Source organism: Primorskyibacter marinus, from assembly GCF_003313245.1.
Lineage (GTDB): Bacteria > Pseudomonadota > Alphaproteobacteria > Rhodobacterales > Rhodobacteraceae > Primorskyibacter > Primorskyibacter marinus.
The window spans coordinates 23696-46778 of record NZ_QJSD01000001.1; the positions used below are offsets into that span (position 1 = coordinate 23696).

18 protein-coding genes are annotated in these 23083 nt (G+C 60.2%); 14 read left to right on the forward strand and 4 right to left on the reverse strand.

Going from position 1 to position 23083, the window contains the following annotated elements; all coding sequences use genetic code 11:
- The first annotated feature begins 9 nt into the window (after nt 1-9).
- Entirely contained in the window at nt 10-1221 is a 1212-nt protein-coding gene (locus tag DMZ65_RS00135) for an MFS transporter (RefSeq protein ID WP_116596906.1), read from the forward strand.
- Nucleotides 1222-1263: 42 nt separating this feature from the next.
- On the opposite strand, the gene DMZ65_RS00140 is transcribed toward DMZ65_RS00135, so the two are convergent.
- Nucleotides 1264-2145 (reverse strand): MurR/RpiR family transcriptional regulator, encoded by an 882-nt coding sequence (locus DMZ65_RS00140; protein WP_116596907.1) that lies wholly within the window; start codon nt 2143-2145, stop codon nt 1264-1266.
- Nucleotides 2146-2219: 74 nt separating this feature from the next.
- Between DMZ65_RS00140 and DMZ65_RS00145 the strand changes: the two genes are divergently transcribed.
- The 11 genes from DMZ65_RS00145 to DMZ65_RS00195 all read left to right on the forward strand — a co-directional run bounded on the left by DMZ65_RS00145 (nt 2220) and on the right by DMZ65_RS00195 (nt 13994).
- Nucleotides 2220-3011 (forward strand): N-formylglutamate amidohydrolase, encoded by a 792-nt coding sequence (locus DMZ65_RS00145; protein ID WP_232824807.1) that lies wholly within the window; start codon nt 2220-2222, stop codon nt 3009-3011.
- Nucleotides 3008-3526 carry a TRAP transporter small permease subunit gene (locus DMZ65_RS00150; protein WP_116596909.1) on the forward strand — a complete coding sequence of 173 codons (519 nt, stop codon included), beginning with the start codon at nt 3008-3010 and terminating at the stop codon, nt 3524-3526. The genes DMZ65_RS00145 and DMZ65_RS00150 overlap by 4 nt, the downstream gene beginning before the upstream one ends.
- On the forward strand, nt 3516-4841 hold the full coding sequence (locus tag DMZ65_RS00155; protein WP_116596910.1) for a TRAP transporter large permease: 1326 nt from the start codon (nt 3516-3518) through the stop codon (nt 4839-4841). The genes DMZ65_RS00150 and DMZ65_RS00155 overlap by 11 nt, the downstream gene beginning before the upstream one ends.
- 54 nt (nt 4842-4895) lie before the next feature.
- A complete protein-coding gene (locus tag DMZ65_RS00160; protein WP_116596911.1) occupies nt 4896-5933 on the forward strand; it encodes a TRAP transporter substrate-binding protein in 1038 nt (345 codons plus the stop codon).
- A 63-nt stretch (nt 5934-5996) separates the two neighbouring features.
- Nucleotides 5997-7358, forward strand: coding sequence for a glutamine synthetase family protein (locus tag DMZ65_RS00165; RefSeq protein WP_116596912.1), 1362 nt, complete (start codon nt 5997-5999; stop codon nt 7356-7358).
- A 97-nt stretch (nt 7359-7455) separates the two neighbouring features.
- Nucleotides 7456-8838, forward strand: coding sequence for an aldehyde dehydrogenase family protein (locus DMZ65_RS00170; protein ID WP_116596913.1), 1383 nt, complete (start codon nt 7456-7458; stop codon nt 8836-8838).
- On the forward strand, nt 8835-9980 hold the full coding sequence (locus tag DMZ65_RS00175; RefSeq protein ID WP_116596914.1) for an iron-containing alcohol dehydrogenase: 1146 nt from the start codon (nt 8835-8837) through the stop codon (nt 9978-9980). The genes DMZ65_RS00170 and DMZ65_RS00175 overlap by 4 nt, the downstream gene beginning before the upstream one ends.
- Before the next feature lie 88 nt (nt 9981-10068).
- On the forward strand, nt 10069-11130 hold the full coding sequence (locus tag DMZ65_RS00180) for an extracellular solute-binding protein (protein ID WP_116596915.1): 1062 nt from the start codon (nt 10069-10071) through the stop codon (nt 11128-11130).
- Nucleotides 11131-11174: 44 nt separating this feature from the next.
- Nucleotides 11175-12287, forward strand: a complete 1113-nt coding sequence (locus DMZ65_RS00185; protein ID WP_438942690.1) for an ABC transporter ATP-binding protein — start codon at nt 11175-11177, stop codon at nt 12285-12287.
- Nucleotides 12284-13141: an ABC transporter permease gene (locus DMZ65_RS00190; protein ID WP_116596917.1), complete on the forward strand. Its 858-nt coding sequence runs from the start codon at nt 12284-12286 to the stop codon at nt 13139-13141. The genes DMZ65_RS00185 and DMZ65_RS00190 overlap by 4 nt, the downstream gene beginning before the upstream one ends.
- A gap of 4 nt (nt 13142-13145) precedes the next feature.
- Nucleotides 13146-13994 carry an ABC transporter permease gene (locus tag DMZ65_RS00195; RefSeq protein ID WP_116596918.1) on the forward strand — a complete coding sequence of 283 codons (849 nt, stop codon included), beginning with the start codon at nt 13146-13148 and terminating at the stop codon, nt 13992-13994.
- 68 nt (nt 13995-14062) lie between these two features.
- On the opposite strand, the gene DMZ65_RS00200 is transcribed toward DMZ65_RS00195, so the two are convergent.
- Both DMZ65_RS00200 and DMZ65_RS00205 read right to left on the reverse strand, forming a co-directional pair.
- Nucleotides 14063-16090: a S8/S53 family peptidase gene (locus tag DMZ65_RS00200; protein ID WP_116596919.1), complete on the reverse strand. Its 2028-nt coding sequence runs from the start codon at nt 16088-16090 to the stop codon at nt 14063-14065.
- Between the two features lie 3 nt (nt 16091-16093).
- Nucleotides 16094-17263, reverse strand: coding sequence for a phosphatase PAP2 family protein (locus DMZ65_RS00205; protein ID WP_116596920.1), 1170 nt, complete (start codon nt 17261-17263; stop codon nt 16094-16096).
- A gap of 176 nt (nt 17264-17439) precedes the next feature.
- Here DMZ65_RS00205 and DMZ65_RS00210 point away from each other — a divergent pair, with 176 nt between their 5' ends.
- Nucleotides 17440-19068 (forward strand): AfsR/SARP family transcriptional regulator, encoded by a 1629-nt coding sequence (locus tag DMZ65_RS00210; RefSeq protein WP_116596921.1) that lies wholly within the window; start codon nt 17440-17442, stop codon nt 19066-19068.
- Between the two features lie 239 nt (nt 19069-19307).
- Here the strand turns inward: DMZ65_RS00210 and DMZ65_RS00215 are convergent, their stop codons facing one another.
- Nucleotides 19308-21644, reverse strand: coding sequence for a calcium-binding protein (locus DMZ65_RS00215; RefSeq protein WP_116596922.1), 2337 nt, complete (start codon nt 21642-21644; stop codon nt 19308-19310).
- A 385-nt stretch (nt 21645-22029) separates the two neighbouring features.
- Between DMZ65_RS00215 and DMZ65_RS00220 the strand changes: the two genes are divergently transcribed.
- Entirely contained in the window at nt 22030-23079 is a 1050-nt protein-coding gene (locus tag DMZ65_RS00220; RefSeq protein WP_116596923.1) for a dipeptidase, read from the forward strand.
- Nucleotides 23080-23083 lie beyond the last annotated feature (4 nt).

Sequence of the window (23083 nt, forward strand, 5' to 3'; positions counted from 1 at the left end):
AGGGTCTAAATGTCCACACAGCTCTTGAATAAATGGGTCGCCCTTACGCTGGCCGGATTGGCCGTCGTCCTGTCGCTGACGACGTGGTTTTCCGCGACAGCGGTTCTGCCGGATTTGCAGGTCGTGTTGGGGCTTGATGCGTCAGGGGCGGCCTGGCTGACAAATGCGGTGCAGGCTGGTTTTGTTCTGGGGGCGTTGGTTTCCAGCGTTCTGGCACTGTCGGATGTCTTGCCGCTGACCCGGCTGATGGCGGTGGCAAGCCTTGCTGCGGCGGGGTTCAATGCGGTGGCGCTGCTGGATCCGGGGGCCGGTTGGGTGATTGCCGCGCGGTTTGCAACGGGCGCGTCACTGGCGCTGGTCTACCCCCCTTCGCTGAAATTCATCGCGACGTGGTTCCGCAAGGGGCGGGGATTTGCGATGGGGGTCATGGTTGGCGCGCTGACGCTTGGATCTGCACTGCCGCATCTGGTGCGCGGGGTCGGCGTGGGGTTCGATTGGCAGGCGGTGCTTGTTGTCAGTTCTTTGGCAAGTCTTGTGGCAGCGGCAATCTTCGGACTTGTGCTGCGCGAAGGGCCGGACCCGTTTGGCCGGGCCGCAGTCGATCTGCGCCAGATCGGAAAGGTCATTCGGGACCGACCGGTGATGCTGGCCAATGTGGGCTATTTCGGCCACACATGGGAGGTGTACGCAATGTGGGCGTGGATACTGGTCTATATCGGTGCCGCGCAAGAGGCCGGGCTGGCTGTGACCAATGCCTCTATACTTGCCTTCGCGGCGATTGCGTTCGGCGCACCGGGCAGCGTGCTGGGCGGGTTGGTCGCCGACCGGATTGGACGGTGCAAGACAACGGCGATTGCATTGGCGCTTTCGGGCGTTTCCGCTGTGTTGATCGGGGTCAGCTTTGACGGGCCGGTCTGGATCTTTACCTTGGTTGCATTGTTCTGGGGCATGACAGTGGCAGCGGATTCCGCCCAGTTCTCGGCGGCTGTGACCGAGTTGGCGGATCAAAGTCATGTCGGTGCGGCGCTGGCATTCCAGATGGGCGTGGGGTTTGCGATCACCATCGTGACGATCTGGATGATGCCGCTGATCGCCGAGGCGCTTGGGTCGTGGCGATGGAGCTTTCTCGTGCTGGTGCCGGGGCCTGTGCTGGGAAGTTGGGCGATGCTGACATTGCGACGCATGCCCGAAGCCGCGAAGATCGCGGGTGGGCGGCGGTAACGTCCTGATCCTGCACGGCATCGAGTGGTGCTGAACGGGGGCCTACGCCCCGCGAAATATTCGCGATGCCCCGATCATCTTTTCCAGCGCGGCAATCCGGTCGGTGCTGGATGATCGCGCCTGAATGCCCGCCACCAGCGCCTCGATCAGAAAGTTGATCGCAAGGGTCGAATCCCAGCTTGAAGGCGCTTCGACCATGCTGCGAAAACAATGGCGGGCATGCGCCTCGATGGGCGAGCCCCATTGATCGGTGAACAGAACGATATTGCCGCCCTGCTCGACGACCAGTTTTGCCAGCCGCTCCAACTGTTTCTCATAGCGGCGGATGTCGAACACCACGAGCGTCGCGGAGGCGTCAATATCCAGCAGCGATTGCGGCCAGACACTGGGCGAGGCATCAAGCATCGACACACCCGGTCGGATGATCTGCAAATGGTTGTAGAAATAGATCGCATTGGACCGGGTGATCCGTCCGCCCATCAGGTAGATGTGGCGTTTCGGATCGGACAGAAGATTGGTCGCCTCTTCGAATTCCTGAACATCCAGGCGGTCTATCGTGGCGTTGATATTGCGCGACACGGCCAGCGCAAAGCGGCTGATGATGTGATCGCTATGCGCCTCCATTGCCGAGGTTTCCAGCTTCGCCAAGGGCTGCTTCACGCGCGCCGCAACCTCTTCGCGAATGGTGTTCTGGAAGTCGGAAAACCCGTCGAAGCCAAGTTTGCGTGCCAGCCGGACCACCGTCGCGGTCGACACTTGCGCAAGCTCGGCAAGCTTGGTGATGGATTGCAACCCGGCAACCAGTGAATCGTCCAGCAATGTCGCGGCCAGCCTGCGTTCAGCAGCGGTCAGGTCGGGTTGCTGGGCCTTCAGCATGTCCCAGATCAGCGCCTTGCCACCGGGCGATGCTGTCGGTTCGGTCATTTCCACACCTCCGGTCTGCACAGTAATAGAAACGATCTTGACATCATGTGCGACTCTGTAGTGATCTTTACACATTGAATACAAGGGAACAAGAAATGGATGCGCAGGATCGGCCTCCGTTTGTGATATCGGGCGAGGGCGGAACTGCGCCGGTTGTCCTGATTTGCGAACACGCCTCTGCATATATTCCGCCGGAACTGGATGGTCTGGGGCTAAGCGGTGAGGCGCAGAAATCGCATATCGCCTGGGATATCGGCGCGCTGGACATGGCCAAGCGATTAAGCGCGCAGATGGGCGCGCCGCTGATTTCCGGCCAGATTTCGCGTCTTGTCTATGATTGTAACCGGCCGTTCGAGGCATCAGACAGCATTCCCGAACAAAGCGAGGTTTATGCAGTTCCGGGCAACCGGGGGCTGAGTGCGGCGGATCGGAAGGCGCGTTTTGATTCGATCCATACGCCGTTTCACAACGCGGTCAGCACCGTGATCGACAGGCAGTCCGCTCTGACGGGCGGGCAGGTGGCTGTTATCACCTTGCACAGCTTTACTCCGATCTATCACGGCAAGACGCGCGCGTTGGAGCTTGGTTTTCTCTGTCACGAAAGCGGCGACCTTGCACAGGCGGCGACGGCAATCGAAGCGGAGCGGGGCCTGATGAAAGCGGCGGTGAATGCACCCTATTCAGCAAGTGACGGGGTGACGTACAGCTTGCACAAGCATGGCGAGGCGCGCGGGTTGCAGTCTGTCATGGTCGAGGTCCGAAATGATCTGATCGACACGCGTGCAAAGGCACATAGCATCGCGGATCACCTTGCAGACACGCTTGCTGCCGCAATGGAGCGCGTCGCGCAGCGGGGCCCCGCATGACGTTTTTCAGACGGTATATCGCGCTGGTTGACGCCATGAACCGCGCCATCGGACGCGTGACGATGTACGGCATTTTCGCGTTGATGGGCGTGCTTTTGTGGTCGTCGATCTCCAAGACATTCTTCAACCCTTCGCTGTGGACGCTGGAAATGGCGCAGTTCATGATGGTGGGGTATTACATCCTAGGCGGGCCGTATTCGATCCAGATGGGATCGAATGTGCGGATGGACCTGCTATACGGCGAATGGTCCACGCGGCGAAAGGCGGCGGTGGATTCCGTGACCGTCTGTTTCCTGATCTTCTATCTTGTCGTCCTGCTATGGGGCGGCATCGACAGCACGGCCTACAGCTTCAAATACGGCGGTGAGCGCAGCCCGACGGCGTGGCGGCCCTATCTCTGGCCGATCAAGATCGTCATGTGCGTGGGCATCGTGTTGATGCTGCTTCAGGCGGTGTCCGAGCTTTTCAAGGACATCCTGCGCCTGCGCGGAGAAGAGGTCGCCGATGTCGTATGAGATGATCGCGATCTTCATGTTCGCCACGATGATGGCGATGCTGTTGACCGGGCAAAGGGTGTTTGGCGCTATCGGCTTTGTCGCGGTGATCGCGGCGCTGGTGCTTTGGGGCGACCGGGGCGGCTATGACATCGCCTTTTCCAGTGCGATGAAGTTGATGAAATGGTATCCGCTGCTGACGCTGCCGATGTTCATCTTCATGGGCTATGTCTTGTCGGAATCGAAGATCGCCGATGACCTGTACAAGATGTTTCATGTCTGGATGGGCGGCTTGCGTGGCGGGTTGGCGATTGGCACGATCGGGTTGATGGTGCTGATCTCGGCGATGAACGGGCTGTCGGTTGCGGGCATGGCCATTGGCGCCACGATTGCGCTGCCTGAACTTTTGAAACGCAACTATGACAAGCGGATGGTGACGGGGGTCATTCAGGCCGGATCGTCATTGGGCATCCTCGTACCGCCCTCGGTCGTGCTGGTGCTGTATGCGATGATCGCGCGGCAACCGGTGGGGCAGCTATGGCTGGCGGGGGTGATCCCCGGTCTGATGATGGCCGCGATGTTCATCATCTACATCGTGATCCGTTGCTGGTGGAACCCGTCGCTTGGTCCCGCCTTGCCGCCGGAAGAACGTGCCATGCCCTTGGGCGAAAAGCTGAAACTGCTGCGCGCGGGACTGCTGCCGCTTGGCATCTTCGCGGCGATGATGGTGCCCTTTGTCAACGGCTGGACCTCGCTTGTCGAAAGCTCTGCCATCGGGGCGATGACAGCCTTTGTTGCCGCGGTCCTCAAGGGCCGGATGACGCGAGACGTGTTCGAGACCTCGGTGCGCCAGACGCTTGGGATATCGTGCATGTTCATGTGGATCATCCTCGCCGCCATGGCCTTTGGTGCGGTGTTCGACGGGTTGGGCGCGGTCAAGGCGATCGACACGCTGTTCACCGAACGGCTGGGGCTGGACCCGTGGATCATCCTGATCCTGATGCAGCTCAGCTTTATCCTGATGGGCACGTTTCTGGACGACACCGCCATGCTGGTGATTGTCGCGCCGCTTTATGTGCCGCTGGTCAAGGCGCTGGGGTTCGATCTGGTCTGGTACGGTGTTCTGTATACGATCACCTGCCAGATCGCCTATATGACACCGCCTTTCGGCTATAACCTGTTCCTGATGCGGGCGATGGCCCCGCCGGAAATTACCCTCAAAGACATCTACGGATCGATCCTGCCCTTTGTTCTGGTCATGGTCTTCGCGCTGGCCGTTGTGATGATTTTCCCGCAGATCGCCCTTTGGCTACCCGGATATATTTATGGAAACTAACCCCAAGAACTCCGCCAACGGAGCGTCAATTTCAAACCCAACAAGGAGAGTTCGATGACTTCACGACGTAAGTTTCTGAGCACGGCGGCGCTTGGCGGCGCTGCATCGCTGGCGGCCCCGGCCATCGTCAAGGCGCAGGCCCCGATCAAGTGGCGGTTCCAGACCTATGCGGGCGCGGCGCTTGGCGAATTTGTCACCAAACCGGTAATCGACTACATCAACGAGGCCGCCAATGGCGAGATGGAGATCGAGCTGTTCTATGCCGATCAGATCGTGCCCACAGGCGAGTTGTTTCAGGCGCTCCAGCGCGGCACCATTGACGGCGTGCATTCGGATGACGATTCCATGGCCTCGCCCACGCCCTTGCAGGTGTTCGGCGGCTATTTCCCGCTGGCCACAAAGCACTCGCTGGATGTGCCGGTGCTGTTCGACCAATACGGGCTGGCCGATATCTGGCGGTCAGAATACGAAAAGGTTGGCGTTGCGTGGCTGTCAGCCGCGGGGCAGGATCCGTGCAACTTCAACACCAAGAAAGAGATCACCTCGCTGGCCGATCTTGACGGGCTGAAGCTGTATACCTTCCCGACGGCGGGGCGCTTTCTGTCGCAATTCGGCGTTGTGCCAGTGTCCATCCCCTATGAGGACGCAGAGGTTGCGGTGCAGACAGGCGAGCTGGACGGTATGGCATGGTCCGGCATCACCGAGGATTACACCGTCGGCTGGGCGAATGTGACCGACTATTTCCTGACCAACAACATCTCGGGTGCGTGGATCGGGTCGTTCTTCGTGAACCAGGGCCAATGGGCGGATCTGCCCGAACATCTCAAGGCCGTCGTCATGGCCGGGATCGAAGCAGGCCACACCTATCGCAACCAGTGGTACTGGGGCGGCGAGGCTCGTCTTCGCGCGCAGGGCGACCAGTTGCAACTGCGGTCCATCCCGCAGGAAGAATGGAAAGTGGTCGAGGATGCAGCCGTCAAATTCTGGGACGAGATCGCCGAGGAAGGCGAGGTCCACGCCAAGATCGTAAAGATCTTCCGCGATTACAACGAGGTGATCAGCAAGGCTGGCCCTCCCTACACGTTTGGATAAGACCATATGGGACGCGCTTTGCGGCGCGTCCCGTTTCTGGATTACAAGGATCGGAGATTGCCCATGTCTGGCATATTGCCCTTTGATGACCTCAAGGCGCAGGTCGCAGAAGGCCGGATCGATACGGTACTGGTGTGTATTGTCGATATGCAGGGCCGCCTGATGGGCAAGCGGTTCCACGCGGGCCATTTCATCGCCAGCGCCTGGGAAGAAACGCATTGCTGCAACTACCTGCTGGCCACCGATCTGGAGATGGCCACGCCCGAAGGCTATGCCGCGACAAGCTGGGAAACCGGCTATGGCGATTATGTCATGAAGCCGGACCTGACGACTTTGCGGCCGGTGCCATGGTTGGAGGGCACGGTGATGGTGCTGTGCGATGTACTGGATCACCATACCCATCAGCCGGTTCCGCATTCGCCGCGCGCCATGTTGAAAAGCCAGATCGCGCGGCTGGAGGCGATGGGCTTTGACGCGATGATGGCCACGGAGTTGGAATTTTTCCTGTTCGAGAAGAGCTTTGAAGAGATCCGCAAGGGCGGCTTTCAGGACCTCACACCGATCAGCGGCTATAACGAGGATTATCACATCTTCCAGACCACCAAGGAAGAGCATGTGATGCGTCCCGTGCGCAACCATCTGTGGGATGCCGGTATCCCCATCGAGAATTCCAAAGGCGAGGCCGAGGCCGGTCAGGAAGAGCTGAACATCAAATACGCGGCTGCCCTTGATACGGCGGATTACCACAGCATTGCCAAACATGCGGTCAAGGAGATTGCCTGGCAAAACGGGCATGCGGCGAGTTTTCTGCCAAAATGGCACAAGGACCGGGTTGGCAGTTCCAGCCATGTGCACCAGTCATTGTGGAAGGACGGCGTGCCCGCGTTTTTTGATCCCGAGGACAGTTTGGGCATGAGCGCGCTGATGAAGAACTATGTGGCCGGGCTGCTGAAATACGCGCCTGATTACACCTATTTTCTGGCCCCCTATATCAACAGCTACAAGCGCTTCATGAAGGGGACGTTTGCGCCCACGCGGATCATCTGGTCCGTGGACAATCGTACTGCCGGGTTCCGGCTGTGTGGGGATGGCAGCAAGGCCATTCGGATCGAATGCCGGATCGGCGGGTCGGATCTGAACCCCTATCTCGCCATGGCCGGGATGCTGGCCGCAGGCATTGCCGGGATCGAGGAAGAGCTGGAGTTGCAGCCCCCGGCACGCGGAGATGTCTACCAGGGCGAGACAGCGATGATTCCCGATAGTCTGGAGGCGGCGCGCGCGGCACTTGGCGGGTCTGCCTTGATGCGGAAAGTCTTTGGCGATGCGGTCGTCGATCATTATCGTCGGGCTGCCGAGGTCGAGATCGAGGAATTTTCGCGTGTGGTGACGGATTGGGAAATTGCCCGAGGATTCGAGCGGGCTTGAGAGGACAGGAGCGAGGGGCCGGCCCCTCGCGCTCCCCGGAGTATTTTGGCCAAGAAGAAGGGCAGGGCGCGGGTCTTGCAAGAAAGGAAGGTTTGACGTGGGTCAGACAGTGAAATGTATTTCTCCGATCGACGGGTCTGTTTTTGCGGAGCGGGATGTGGCGGCGTTTGAACAGGCGCGTGACAAGGTCGCGGGCATGCGTGCTGCGCAGGCGGAATGGGCGGCGCGGCCCTTGCAGGAGCGGATCGACCTCGTGATGGCAGGGGTTGCCGCTGTGGGCGAGATGAATGATCGCATCGTGCCGGAACTGGCGCGGATGATGGGCCGTCCGGTGCGTTACGGCGGCGAGTTTGGCGGGTTCGATGAGCGCGCGCGTCATATGGCTGCGATTGCGAAGGATGCCCTGGCCGATCTCGTGGTGGGCGAGGATGCGACGTTCCGGCGCTATATCAAGCGGGTTCCACATGGGGTGGTTCTGGTCGTGGCACCGTGGAATTATCCCTACATGACGGCGATCAATACGGTTGCGCCTGCGTTGATCGCGGGCAATGCCGTGCTGCTGAAACATGCGACGCAAACCCTTGTCGTGGGCGAGCGGATGGCACAGGCGTTTCAGGCGGCTGGAGTGCCCGCCGAGGTGTTCGACAATATCTTTCTGGACCACGACACGACCTTCCAGTTGATCGCGGCCCGCACGTTCGACTTTGTCAATTTTACCGGTTCGGTCGGTGGCGGCCAGCAGATGGAGCGCGCCGCAGCGGGCACATTCACCGGGGTTGCAACCGAATTGGGTGGCAAGGATCCGGGCTATGTCATGGAGGACGCCGATCTGGATGCGGCGGTCGAGACGTTGATCGACGGGGCGATGTTCAATTCCGGCCAGTGCTGCTGCGGGATCGAGCGGATCTATGTGCAGGAAAGCCTGTTCGATGCGTTTCTGGAAAGGGCGTTGAAGATCGTGCGCGGCTACAAGCTGGGCAATCCGCTGGATGAGGCAACGACGCTTGGTCCGATGGCGCATGTGCGTTTCGCGGACGAGGTGCGCGCGCAGATCGCCGAGGCAGTGGCGGCCGGGGCCACGGCGCATATCGACAGATTTGCCGAGGATGACGGGGGCGCTTATCTGACACCGCAGATCCTGACCGGCGTGACGCATGACATGGGGGTGATGCGGGATGAGAGTTTCGGCCCCGTGGTTGGGATCATGCCCGTCAAGGATGATGCCGAAGCGATTGCGCTGATGAATGACAGCGAATTTGGCCTGACCGCCAGCCTGTGGACAGGGGACGTTGAGCGCGCGCAGCGTGTGGGCGACCGGATCGAAACCGGAACTGTGTTCCTGAACCGCGCGGATTATCTTGATCCGGGCCTGTGCTGGACCGGCTGCAAGAATACCGGGCGCGGCGGCGGCCTGTCGGTGATCGGTTATCATAATCTGACGCGCCCGAAATCCTACCATCTCAAGAAGGTAACGACATGAGTCTGACTGGAAACTGGTCCTATCCGACCGCAATCAAGTTCGGCGCAGGCCGGATTGCAGAGCTGCCCGATGCCTGTGCGCAAGCCGGGATCGCGCGCCCCTTGCTGGTCACTGACAAGGGGCTGGCGGATCTGCCGATCACCGCGCAGGTTTTGGATATTCTGGAAACCGCGGGCCTGGGCCGCGCGGTCTTTGCGCAGGTTGATCCAAACCCGAATGAGACGAACCTTGCCGCCGGTGTGCAGGCCTACCGGGATGGCGGGCATGACGGGGTGATTGCCCTTGGCGGCGGCTCCGGTCTGGATCTGGGCAAGATGGTGGCCTTTATGGCCGGGCAAACCCGGCCTGTCTGGGATTTCGAGGATGTCGGCGATTGGTGGACTCGCGCCGATGCAGATGCAATCGCACCCATCGTGGCCGTGCCGACGACCGCCGGGACAGGATCGGAGGTGGGGCGGGCCAGTGTCATCACCAATTCCGAGACCCATGTGAAGAAGATCATCTTTCACCCCAAAGTGCTGCCGTCGGTGGTGATATGCGATCCGGAATTGACGGTGGGCATGCCGAAATTCATCACCGCAGGCACGGGGCTGGATGCTTTTGCCCATTGTGTCGAGGCGTTCAGCAGCCCGCTCTATCATCCGATGAGCCATGGCATCGCGCTGGAAGGCATGCGTTTGGTCGTCGAATATCTGCCGCGCGCCTATGCGGATGGCACCGACGTTGAAGCCCGCGCGCAGATGATGAGCGCGGCCGCGATGGGGGCGACGGCGTTTCAGAAAGGGCTGGGCGCGATCCATGCGCTCAGCCATCCTATCGGCGCGGTGTTCAGCACCCATCACGGCACCACGAATGCGGTTTGTATGCCCGCCGTCTTGCAGATGAACGCAGGAAAGATTGCAGACCGTTTCGATCGCGCGGCAGGCTATATCGGCATCGAGGGCGGCTTTGACGGATTCTGCAAATTCGTGCAGGATTTCAACGACAGTTTTGCCATTCCGCGAAAGCTGTCCGAGATGGGCGTGCGTGCTGACCGGATCGACGAGTTGGTGCCGATGGCACTGTCCGATCCGTCCTGCGGTGGCAATCCCGTCAAGTTGACCGAAGGGAATGTGCGGTCGCTATATGAGACCGTCATCTGATGTGTCATCAATCTGTGATATGTCGGTCCTAAGGACGCAGGAAAGGCTATCCACGCCTTTGAGGAAATACACAACTTGGAGAATTGAAATGAAAACTCAGTTTCTTATGACGACAACCGCGCTTGTCGTGACGTTTGGCGCAGTCGCGCAAGCCGATACGCTTCGCCTGCTGACATGGGGCGGCTACGCGCCCGAAGAGGTGGTGGCCAAGTTCGAGGAACAGACCGGCCACACCGTTGAGGTGACAAAGTCCAACAACGAGGAAATGATCGCCAAGCTGCGCGCCACAGGCGGCGGCGGGTTCGACCTTGCCCAGCCCAGCCAGGATCGGATTGCAGGGCCGCAGGCCGAATTCGGCATCTACAAGCCGATGGACCTGTCCAAGATCGACGCGGATCTGTTCATTCCGTCGATGCTTGAAGCCACCAAGGGCAACACCACCGTGGGTGGTGACGTCTACGGTGTGCCGCATATCTGGGGCACCTCCGGTCTGGTCGTGGACACGGCTCAGGCCGCGTCGGTCAAGGATTATACCGATCTGTGCAATGACGATGTGGCGGGCAAGGTATCCTACCGTTTGAAACGCCCGACGCTGATCGGCTTTGCCTTCGCGATGGGCGAAGATCCGTTTGCGGCCTATGGCGACCCGGCGAAATACGAAGAGGTCATGGCAAAGGTCGAAGAGGCGCTGATCGCCTGCAAAGCCAATGTGAAAACCTATTGGGGTGGCGGGGATGAATTGATGGGGCTGGTTCGCTCGGGCGAGGTTGTGGCCTCGATGGCGTGGGACACCGGCGGCTGGAAGCTGAACGAGGACAACCCGGATGTGACCTTCTTGGCACCGGCATCCGGTGCGCTTGGCTGGGTCGATACGTTCGCGCTGCCCGCCAAGGGCAAGGCAGATGATGTCGCCTATGAGTGGATCAACTTCGTCATGCAGCCAGAGGTCGCCGCGATGATCACCGCCGCTGCGGGCAACTTCACCGCCTCCAAAGGCGCGGATGAATTCGCATCGGACGAGTTGAAAGCCCGCTATCAGGCAAGCTTTCCGCCGGAAGCCATTGACAACATCAAGTGGTATCCGCCAGTCCCTGCCGGTCTTGAAGTGATCGAAGGCGGTGTTCTGGACCGCGTGAAGGCTGCCAACTGATCTGACTTTGGCGGCATCCGGGCTGATGTTCGGGTGCCGCCCCCATGAATGGATTTCGCATGAGTTTTGACCTTGAATGTCGCAATCTGACCAAGCGTTTCGGGGGCACGACGGCTGTCGATGACGTGTCTTTCGAAGTGCCGAGCGGGTCGTTCTTTTCGATCCTCGGCCCGTCGGGTTGTGGCAAGACCACGATCATGCGGATGATCGCGGGTTTCCTGGAGCCAAGTTCCGGCGACATCCTGATCCGGGGCAAATCCATTCTGGATGTGCCGCCGAACAAGCGGCCGGTGAATATGGTGTTTCAGCATCTGGCACTGTTTCCGATGATGAACATTGCCGAGAATATCGGCTACGGATTGCGCCGACAGGGCATGGCCAAGGCGCAGATCGCCGTGAAGGTGGATGAGGCGCTGGACCGGATTGGCCTTCCGGGCATCGGCACGCGCAAGATAGACGAGTTGTCGGGCGGGCAGAAACAGCGCGTCGCCATCGCCCGCTGCATGGTGCTGGAGCCGGACGTGCTGTTGCTGGACGAACCGCTTGGTGCGCTGGATCTGAAGCTGCGCGAACGCATGAAGGTAGAGCTGAAATCGCTTCAGGCCGCGTTTGACACCACCTTTGTCTATATCACGCATGACCAGTCCGAAGCCTTGGTGATGTCCGACACGATTGCCGTGATGAACGAGGGCCGGTTTGAGCAGATGGGCAGCGGGCGGGATCTGTATTACCGCCCCGCAAGCGCCTTTGTCGCGGGCTTTGTCGGCGACAGCAACCGCTGGGCCGGCCGGGTGGAACGCGCAGAGGGCAATGTCATGCAGGTCCGCACGGAAAGCGGGCTTTCGATGCGCGCTTCTGCCCGTGACCGCGCGTTGGGCGTCGGTGACGCCGCGCAGATATTTGTCCGGCCAGAAGCGATCCGGATCAGCACCGCAGCCGATGATCTGGCGCATTTCGACAATCACCTGTCGGGCAGGGTCACGAACCTGCTGTTCAACGGTGCGGCCAGCCGCATCGTCGTGGCCGCAGATGCCGAAGAGATCGAGGTGAACCTGCCGCAATCGGGCGAATTTGCGAACCTGACCGAAGGGGACGCGGTGCATATCGGCTGGGCCGGCGATCAGGGCAATTGTTTTGCCGCAGGGGCCGCGCCATGAAAAGCGGCGCGCGTCTTGGCCTGATCCTGCTGCTGACCCCTTTGTTGTTATGGTTGGTCCTGCTGATCCTGATCCCGCATGTGGACATGTTCCTTGTCTCCCTGCGCGAACGGGTGGGCGTGGGCGAATACCAGGTCTCGCTTGCCAATTATCTGACGTTTTTTCAGGAGCCGCTTTACCTCTGGACGTTTCTGCGCACGGCGGTGATGTCCATTATGGCGACGCTCATCACGCTTCTGATCGCCTTTCCGGTCAGCTATTTCATCGCCAAGATCGCGCGCGGGCGCAGCCGTTCGGCGCTGTTTCTGCTGTGCCTTGTGCCGTTCTGGGTATCCGAACTTGTGCGCACCTTCGGCTGGATGATCCTGCTGCGCGAGACCGGCATCATCTCTAACCTGTTGCAATGGGCGGGGCTGGTCAGCGGCCCGGTCGAAATGCTGTATAACGACGCGGCGATCATGGTCGGGCTGGTCTATACCTCGATGCTGTTCATGGTGGTGCCGCTGGTGACGACACTGGAAAGCCTGCCGGACGAGGTGATCGAGGCAGGCTATGATCTGGGCGGCACCAATACCAGCGTGATGCGGGAAATCGTGATCCCCCATGCCGCCCCCGGCATCGTGTCGGGCAGCATCGTGGTCTTCATGCTGAGCCTTGGCAACTACCTGACGCCGACAATGCTGGGCGGCAAGGACAGCCTGTGGTTCACCGAATTGATCTATTCGCAATTCATCGTCCGCTTCAACTGGGAGCTTGGGGCAGCCTTTGGCTTCATGCTGCTTTTGTTATCATCGCTGATCGTCTGGGGAATGCTGCGGCTGACCGGGCAGACGCTTGAACGGACAATGGGGTGACGCCATGATCCCATCCATCCCGCAACCCCGCGCTTTGCGTGCCGCCTATGTGGCCTATGTCGCGGCGTTCTTCATCTTCCTCGCGCTGCCTTTGGTTGTCGTCGCGGCCTTTGCCTTCAATGACAGCCAGTTCCCGTCGCTGCCTTGGGAAGGCTTCACCTGGGGCTGGTTCATTGGCTCTGAACGCCCGATGATCGGCGCTTTCCACGAACGTGGGATCCTGCGTGCCATCGGCACCTCGGCCTTTGTCGCGGTGGGCGTATCGCTGCTGGCGGTGGCGGTGGGTTTGTCCAACGCCTTCCTGTTCAATCGGTACAGGTTTCGCGGACAGGGCATCCTGTATATCTTCATGCTGCTGCCGCTGGTGGTGCCGGGGATCGTGCTGGGGATCTCGATCCTTGTGTTCTCCAGCCGCGTGGCGAACGGGTTGTGGGATATGGCCCAATGGGATGTCGTGGCTTTGCGACCCGGTCTGACACTGGTCATCCTCGGGCAGTTTTCCTTCATCGCAACCATCGCGACACTCGTGATCGCGGCACGTCTGCAAAAGTTCGACCGAAGCCTGGAGGAGGCGGCGATGAACCTTGGGGCCGGGCGGCTGGTGGCGGTGCGGACCGTGACCTTGCCCTATCTGACGCCCGCGCTGATCGGCGCCTTCGTCGTGGCCTTCCTGATGAGCTTTGAGAATTTCAACACGACGCTGATGCTGGTCGGGTCGGATGCGCCACTGACCATCGCGATGTTCGACCGTCTGAAAGAGGGTTCTACCCCCTTGCTGAACGCGGTCTCCTTGCTTCTGATGCTGGGATCGTCGCTGCTGGCGCTGGTGATGATCGCGTTTCAGCGCAAATAGGGCGGGCCAGTGGTGTGGGAAATGCCGTCAAGCGACGTTATCTTGCAATTCTCAAAAAGTCGTTCCCCTTACAGCAGCTTGGAAAACGACATCGCCTTATACGCGTCGGAACTGTTCTGGTAGCGATCCGACAGGTTTTCGGTCACAGGCAGAACCGGCGGAGGGTCCGTATCATGCGAGGACCGCCGTAGTAGCGAGACCCCGCTCAGCTTCGGACGCTCGCTGAGGGGGCGCATCGCCTTGGCGAGTTCCCGCGACATGACCGGTGCCGCGATCGACGTGCCGCCGACACCGATGCGGCTGCCGCTGCGCGACCCCACTGCACGAATGACCCCGCGCATCCGCTGCATGGAGGCCGGCGCACTGGCGTCGATGCCGCGCAAACCTTGCCCGCCGCTGCCGCCTTCGCCGGAATAATCGACCGGTTCCAGCGTGTCCGCAAAGCAGCCGCCGACCACGACGATTTCCGGCGCCGTGGCGAAGGCGTTGATCGTGCCGGCGCGCCGAACATAGGGCAGGGTGCCGTCTGGTCCGGGCCGGTCCTTGGTCACGGCAAAGCCGCGCGCATCGACCTGGCTATATTGCCTGTCCTGTAGGTATGACTGCCGACCGCCACCCCGGTAGCCGGGGATCATGTCATCGCGCTGCACCACCAGATCCAGCGGCCAACCGGCCTCGGACGGCGAGGTATCGGCCGCTTCCAGCAACAGCTGCCATGGTCCCGGCACGGTATAGGCCGCGGCGGGGTTGCCGGGCACCGTTGGCGGCACGGCCAGAGTCAGCCGCACACGCCCCCCGGCGGATGGTGTGTCGATCCTCTTCGGCACCCATTGCGTGTAGCATCTCGCCGCGAGTTGGGCACCGTTCTTCAGATCGAACACACCGTCCAAGGGCACCGGGCCAAGCGGCGCGGCCTCTTTGCTATGGGCGGGCCGAAGGGTCAGGGAAATCGGCAAGGCGTCCGGCTTCTCGGGCAGGGGCGTTGACCAGATTTCCAGAAAGCTGGGGGTGGGATCGTCGGGTTCGATTGTCCAGAACAGCGGCGATGCTTGGGCATCCACCGGCGCGTCAAGCACGGCATGGACCTTGGCTTGCCGGAAGTTTCCCGCCGGAACGACGATGCGGATCGGAACCCGGTCACTGGGGCGGTTTGAATTTACGGCAGCGATAAACCGGTCCAGCAGGCTGGTGCCATCGCGCGGGCCAGCCGTAAGGCCAAGGCTGATATTGATGACCAGCGGATAATCCTTATCGTCACGCCGGCAGCGGTGTTCCACATGGCTGATAAGGCGAACCATGCCCAGGATCACAAAGATCTCGGCAAAGGTGCCCGACGTGTCCATGATCAGGCGCTCCGGCAGGGAAACAACAGCCAGATCAAAGTCTTCTGGTGCGATATTCATCTCTCCCGGAGGGGTCAGACCATCCGGCCCCCGCGCATTGGTAGAGACGCCGAAGCTCGCCGCCAGATCGGCCACGGCTGTTCCGTGCCCGGCTGTGCGTGCCAAAGACTGCGGCGTGCCGAGGCTCATATCCAGTGCGCTGGCGTGGCGGTACAGACCGTCTTCGTCAATCGTTTCGCCCATCGGGCCGCGCCGAAACTGGTCGATCAACCGTTCGATCCCGTTTCTGTCATATTCCCTGCCAAAGGAGGGTGCGTTTTCACCTGCCTTGTGCCGCGCGCTTTGAAGCCACAGATAATCGATGCGGCTGCGACCGTTTGGAAGCCTGAACCGCTCATGCGCGAAGGCCGTCGCATCATCGATGATGCCGACGATCACGCGGTCATTTGCGGGCGGTAAAGTTTGTACCTTGGCAGAGATGCTTTCCTCGTCGTGCTTGCCGTTTTCAGGCGCTTCTGTCGGAAGAGCGTGGCGTGGCAGGACATGATGCAAAAGCCGCCCCCAAGGGTCCGAAGCGTCGCCGATTGCCGTCTGGATGGCGCGCGCCAGCCATGGAATATCGGTGTCCAAAAGATCCTGCGCGGCAAAGGACTGGTCAACATGCGACCAGGCAGAGGTCCAGTGAATGTAGGGCGAGATGCGACCGCCCGGCGGCAGCGATTCAACATGGGTCCAGTCGTGTTGCCTGGCCATGACTTACCCGCCTTCCGGAAGATGTTCCGACGCGGCTTTCTTCCAAAGCCTGCTCCAAAGATCATCCGTCGCCCGCTCGGACGTGTCCTTTGACCGGACCACGGAGGTTGCGCCCTCGGTTTCGGCGGCGTCAATCAGATCCGCAACGATGCCGTGATGAAAATCCCTGTTGTTCCAGGCCGTCCCGTCAAACGCCCAGTTCCCGACCGGGGCAACGCTTGCACCCGCCGTCGCGGCAAGGTGTTCGGCCAATCCGATGCCCAGCACCGCACCCGCCGCGCTGTCCACCGGATAGTGCACCCCGGCAACCGTCCGGTTCACCGCGATGCGCGCAGCCAGCCGGAACCGTTGCTGCATATCGGCGGCGGCGCGGGCCGGATCACCGCCGCGCAACAGGGTCAGCAAAGACGCGATCAGAAACGCCTCGGTCGCGTGTCCGCTGGGAAGAGTGCCATGCGTCGGGGTTGCGATGATCGGCTCGACACGCGGCGAAAATTGCACCGGGCGCGGGCCGTCGAAACTCAGCTTGATCCGCTGGATGATGCCACCCGCATAGCCGGCGGCGGCGTCCAGCACTTTCAACGTGTAGGGGGTGCGTTCGGTATCCAGAAGATCGCCCACGGCAAAGAATGACAGGATGTCGCCCATCTGCACGATGATCTCTGGCAGGCGTTCGTCCCGCAGATCGGCGTAGCTTTGAATATAGGGCACCTGCTCGGCAAAATCGTCTATGCCGGGGCAGGTCATTTTTACGAACGGATCGCCCGCAAAGCCGTCCGAAAGCGGCCCGGCCTTGCTGATGACCCGCGCGTGCAGGCTGGCCTGTTTATCGCCAAGTTCGATCCGCGTGCTCTGGATCAATCCCGCGACAACCGCCTGAAGAAAATAGGGCGTGTCCGGCAGGCGCGGCAGTTGTGCATCATCCGATCCCAACAGGCCGGTCAGCCTGTCTTCCGCCTGTTTCAACCGGTCGCTGCGCAGGCCAATATTGTCGAAATCCAGCGCCTCTGTCGCGACCACACCGTCATGGCTGGTTGCGAGGGCAGCGGACAAAAGCGGGTTGCTGTCGCCGGTCACCACGCCTCTGCCTTGGGTCGATTGCGTGGATTGCGTCGACTGGGTGGACTGAGTTGATTGCGTGGAAACGAGGGTCTGTACTGATTGAACGGACATGAGAATTAACTGCCTTCTGAAGGTGAGTTTAAAAGCTCTGCATCATTCTTGGGCTGAATTGCCGCTACGTCAATGATCACAAGCCGGTCGGCTGGCAAGGAATACCTGACTTCCGTGATCTGTCCTTTGGGTTTACCATAGGTAAGAAATCCAACAGGAAGAGCGTTGTCATCACAATGTCGACCACACAGAATTTCGTTCTGAAACTGGCTGGTCCGGTGCGTCTTATCCGGTCGGACGGTCTTGAAATCACGCCCAGCGCGGCAAAACTGAAAGCCCTGCTGGTGCTGATCGGCACCGGCAATGGGATGCGACGGCCCCGCGCGTTTTTGCAAGACATGCTGTGGAGCTGTTCTGACCCCGAAAAGGGCGGTGCCAGTCTGCGCCAGGCGTTGAGTGCGGCGCGCAGGATGCCTGGCGGTACCCCGGATCTGTTGATGATCAATAACGATGCCGTTGCGCTGAACCCAGCGCGGGTCAAGGTTGATCTGTCCCTGCCGCGCGACTGTATCGAAATGCCGGAATTTGCCGAAGGGCTTGATGTGGCCGACCCGGAATTCGAAGACTGGGTGCGCGACAGACGGTCGGAATTTGCCGATGCCTGCGACAAGCTTCGCGATGCGGTGCCGACCCACCATGCGCTTGCCGCACGGGTCAAGGCTGCGATGCCCACGGGCCGGAAGCGGCCGGCGATCGTCGTCCTGCCACCGGTTTGCGATCACTCGTCGGTACGCGCCCATGCCGAGATTTTGACGGCCGACGTCGCGACACATATTGCGCAGCTTGGCGAGGCCGAAATCCTGCTGGAACCCAATGCGGTCGCAAATGGCGAAAAGCTTGCCGTTCAGGTGCGTGCCATGCGCAGCGGTCCCGGTCTGCGCTTTCAGGTCCAGCTTGCGGAAACGGCCGTGCCCCGGATCGTCTGGATCGGGGACGTCAACTGTGCCAATGCGCCAGAAATTCATCAGGACGCCAACTTCGATCAGCTTCTGGTCGATACGGCTGCGGCGGCAAGCGCGCATTTCGGACGGCTTAGCCCCGAAGGCACGCCGGACGTATCGCATCTGGCGTTCCAGATGTTTGCCCATTTCCCGTTTCAGGACGGAAACCGCTTGCGGCGCTTCGACGCCTGGTTCGATCAGCATAGCGCCAGCCCCAAGAACAGCGCCACGCAGCTTGCCTGGCGCGCAAGGCTGCGGCTGGTGACGTTGCTTGAACGCAGCAGCAGTGATCGGCACGCCTTCGGCGAAGCGGTGGAGTTCAGCCGCGCCGCCATGTGCATGAATACCGGCGATCCGATGGTCACGGCGATTGCGGCGGATGTGGCGCTGCATGTTGAAGGCCGGGTCGAATTGGCGTGCGAACTGGCGCGGACAAGTGCTGTCAAATGCCCTCGGAACCCATTCATTCATGCGATCCTTGCGCAGGCGCTTGCCCGCGCGGGATGCCCGAGCGAAGGCTATGCCGTTGCGCAACGGGCGCTTCGGCTTGCGGCCGGGCAGCCCAACCAGAGCTGGTGGCATGCGATATGTGCGGCGACGGCGATCAAGCAACACAGCTATGCGGACGCTCGAAAACATGCCGAACTGGCGCATTTTCTGGCCCCGACATTCCGCCCGCCGCTGCGCTTTCTCAGCGCTTTGCGGTTTCATGCCGGCGATGAGGCAGGCGCGGCCGAGGCGCTTGGAACACTGAAGTCGCTGGAGCCGGATTTCTGCCTGCAACGCATGGCCGACGAAACCTACCCGGTGGCGTCCATGCGCGGCACCGAATTGCTTGCCGTGACACAAAGCGGATTGCTCTGATACCAGTCGCGACCGGGCAGGGTGCCACGCATCTTCGTAAACGTCTGCTTGTGTTGTGAACTGTTTCCAGATCCCGATTATCGAATAAGGTACTGCGTCACTGATGCGCGACCGGGATCGGATTGTCGTAAAGATTGCCTGCTGTCCTGTGGGCATCTTACGCGAGAAAGGAAGCGGCGATACCTCGCCGCTCCCCAGTATCAGCTCCTCGGGCAGAGGAGGTATGGCAGATGCCATGGTCACAGGACGAAATCACCGGCCCAATAGTCAGAGGCGGTTGTCGCGCCGTCCTGAATGCGGATCGTCAGTTCCCATGCGGCGTCGGCATCAGTGTTGCCAACAACCCAGGTCTCGGTGCCTACGTTGATCACGCCAAGCTCGCCGGTCGCAAGTCCGGCCCCCACACCGCCCCATGTAAAGGCGTTGTTGCCGGCAGCCACTTCGTTGGCATCAATCGCGGAAAGGTCGATCTTGTCTTCGGTGACCCAGGTGAAGTTGATACCCGCGCCATCAAAACCCTGGATGATGTCACGATTGGCACCCACGGATTCCGATGCCGAATAGTACACGAAGGTATCCTCGCCACCGCCGCCATTCAGGATGTCGGTACCGGACCGGCCGCGCAGCACATCGTTGCCGCTATTGCCGACCAGCCGGTCATTGCCGCTGCCGCCGTCAACCACATCGTTGCCGCTGCCGGCTGCGACGTAATCATTGCCGCTGCCTGCGAAGATGTAGTCTCTGCCGGAACCGCCATAGATCGTGTCATTGCCGGAACCGCCCGAGATGACATCATTGCCGCCCAGCCCGACAATCCGGTCATTGCCGCCATTGCCATACATGCGGTTGGCACCGCTTGTGCCGATCAGATAGTCACTTCCGGACCCCGAATAAATGTTTTCGAAGTTCAGGAAAGTCTCGAACGAGAAGTTCGTCGCGCCGGTTCCGAGGTTAACGGTGTAGTTGCCCGAATAGTCGGTGGTGTTGAGCCAGTCATTGCCCGATCCGCCGTTCAGATACTCCGTTCCGCCATTCCCGGCATAGATGTAGTCGTTGCCAGAATCTCCGTAGTAGCGACCGTAGCCGGATGACGTGATATTGTCATTGCCCGATCCGCCATAGACGGTATCTGTTCCGGTGCCCGCATCAATCCGGTCATTGCCAGCGCCGCCGGACAGGTAGTCGTTTCCACCCAGCCCGTCGATCGTGTCATTGCCGTTATTGCCATACATGCGGTTGGCATCGTTGGTGCCGGTCAGCTTGTCATTTCCGGAGCCCGAATAGATGTTCTCGAAGTTCAGGAATGTCTCGAACGAGAAGTTCGTGTCGCCGGTCCCGAGATTGACGGTGTAATTGCCCGAATAGTCGGTGGTGTTGAGCCAGTCATTGCCCGATCCGCCGTTCAGATACTCGGTGCTGCCATTCCCGGCGTAGATGTAGTCATTGCCGGAGTCGCCGTAGTAGCTTCCGTAACCCGAGGACCAGATCGTATCATTGCCAGACCCACCGGACACGGTATCTGTTCCGGTGCCCGCATCAATCCGGTCATTGCCAGCGCCGCCGGACAGGTAGTCGTTTCCACCCAGCCCGTCGATCGTGTCATTGCCGTTATTGCCATACATGCGGTTGGCATCGTTGGTGCCGGTCAGCTTGTCATTTCCGGAGCCCGAATAGATGTTCTCGAAGTTCAGGAATGTCTCGAACGAGAAGTTCGTGTCGCCGGTCCCGAGATTGACGGTGTAGTTGCCCGAATAGTCGGTGGTGTTGAGCCAGTCATTGCCCGACCCGCCGTTCAGATACTCGGTTCCACCATTTCCGGCGTAGATGTAGTCATTGCCGGAGTCGCCATAGTAATACCCATAGCCGGAGGATGTGATGTTGTCGTTGCCCGATCCTCCGGACACGGTGTCCGTCCCGGTGCCCGCATCAATCCGGTCATTACCGGCACCGCCGGATAGGTAGTCGTTTCCGGCCAGACCATTGATGGTGTCGTTGCCGTTGTTACCGTAGATGCGGTTGGCTCCGGACGTGCCGGTAAGGGTGTCACTTCCGGATCCGGAATACAGGTTTTCGAAATTCACGAAGGTTTCGAAAGAATAGTTAGTATCTCCGGTGGTCAGGTTCACGGTATAATTGCCCGACCATTTCGTGGTGTTCAGCCAATCCGTTCCGGACCCGCCGTCCAAAAGTTCTGTCCCGCCATTGCCGGCGTAGATGTAGTCATCGCCGGAGCCACCATAGTAGCTGCCGTAGCCGGAGGACGAAATGTTGTCATTGCCAGCGTCACCATTGACATAGTTGGTGCCGGAAAGGTCACTGATCCTGTCATGGCCATTGCCACCGTAGATGGTGTCGTTGCCGGTGCCACCGTCAAGCGAGTCGTTGTCATCCATCCCGCTCAGGTAGTCGTTGCCGCTGCCGCCGTACAAGGTGTCGTTGCCATCATACCCGTACAGGCGGTCGTTGCCAGCGTTCCCATAGGCGCGGTCATTGCCGGCGTAAAGAAACATCCAGTCATCCAGGCTGGTGCCATAGCGCACGTCGTTGCCCGGGGTTCCATAAATATAGTTCGGCATAATTCATCTCCATAATGTCGTTTCCGATCACTTTGAGCGGACAGGGAGAAAAAACACACTCGGCGTGAAGTGATCGTGAAAGCGTGTTAAAGGTTTGGAAATAAGTCTTAAAATACGATCGAAACAAAGGAGGATCGGACGCGGAAAATGCGGTGCCGCGCCTGAAATACCGTTTGTCGGGCAAGCGAGTCGTCTGGTGGCGCGAACTGCTGGCCGCGTGTCCGGCTGTCAGGAATTGATCTTTTCTGCGCCGGACGCGTGACTGTGTGGTGGTACAGGAGAGATTGCACGGCTAGGCTGTCCGCGCGACGTATCGTCGATTGCACGCGTGGAAACATGCGCTGTGCGGCACGCATCAAGGTTTGAGATTGATCCTGGAGACGACATGACCAAATTTCCCGTTTTCGACGGTCACAATGATCTGGTGTTGCGCCTTCTGAAAGGTGAGGTCACCGCCGGGCAGGTCGTACAGGGGTTGCCTGACGGGCATATTGACACGCCGCGTGCCATCAAAGGCGGGTTCGGCGGCGGAATCTTCGCGATATTCGTGCCGAACCCGGATAATATATCGGTGGATCACGAGGCCATGAAAACCCCGCCCTATGGCCTGCCTCTGCCGCCGCGGATCACCGAAGATCGCGCCGTCGAGTGGACGGAAAACGGCTTTGCCGCGCTGGAGGCCTTGGAGGCGGCGGGCGCGATCACGATCTGTCGCAGCGCCGCAGAGATCGCCGCAGCACTGCCATCGCCAAAAATGGCGGCGAGCATTCATATCGAAGGGGCAGAGGCGGTGGACCGCGACTTTGCGCGGTTGCATGATTGGCACGCGCGCGGGCTGCGATCGCTTGGCCCGGTCTGGAGCCGCGACACGGTCTGGGGGCACGGCGTGCCGTTTCGCTTCCCGTCCGATGGCGATATCGGCCCTGGGCTGACCGATGCGGGCAAAGCGCTGATCCGTGAATGCAATTCGCTCAGGATCATGATAGACCTGTCGCATCTGAACGCGAAAGGGGTCGAGGATGTCGCCCGGATCAGTGATGCGCCACTGGTCGCAAGCCATTCAAATGCTTGCGCTGTTTGCCCTCACTCGCGCAACCTGACCGATCGGCAGCTTGATATGATCCGCGACAGTGACGGGATCGTGGGGGTCAACTTTGCCAGCGCCTTTCTGCGCCCAGACGGCAAGTGGGATGACAAGTTCGGCCTTGACATCTTGCTCCGACATTTTGACCATTTGGTCGAGAGAATGGGGGAAGACCGCGTCGGCTTTGGTTCCGACTTTGACGGCGCGCTTGTCCCGGCCTTGATCGGTGATTGTGCGGGTCTGCCCAATCTCATGAAAGCATTCCGGGATTCCGGGGTGGGCGACGCACTTCTGGCGAAGCTCACGCATGAAAACTGGTTGCGCGTCCTGCGACAAACGTGGGGCGAATAATATA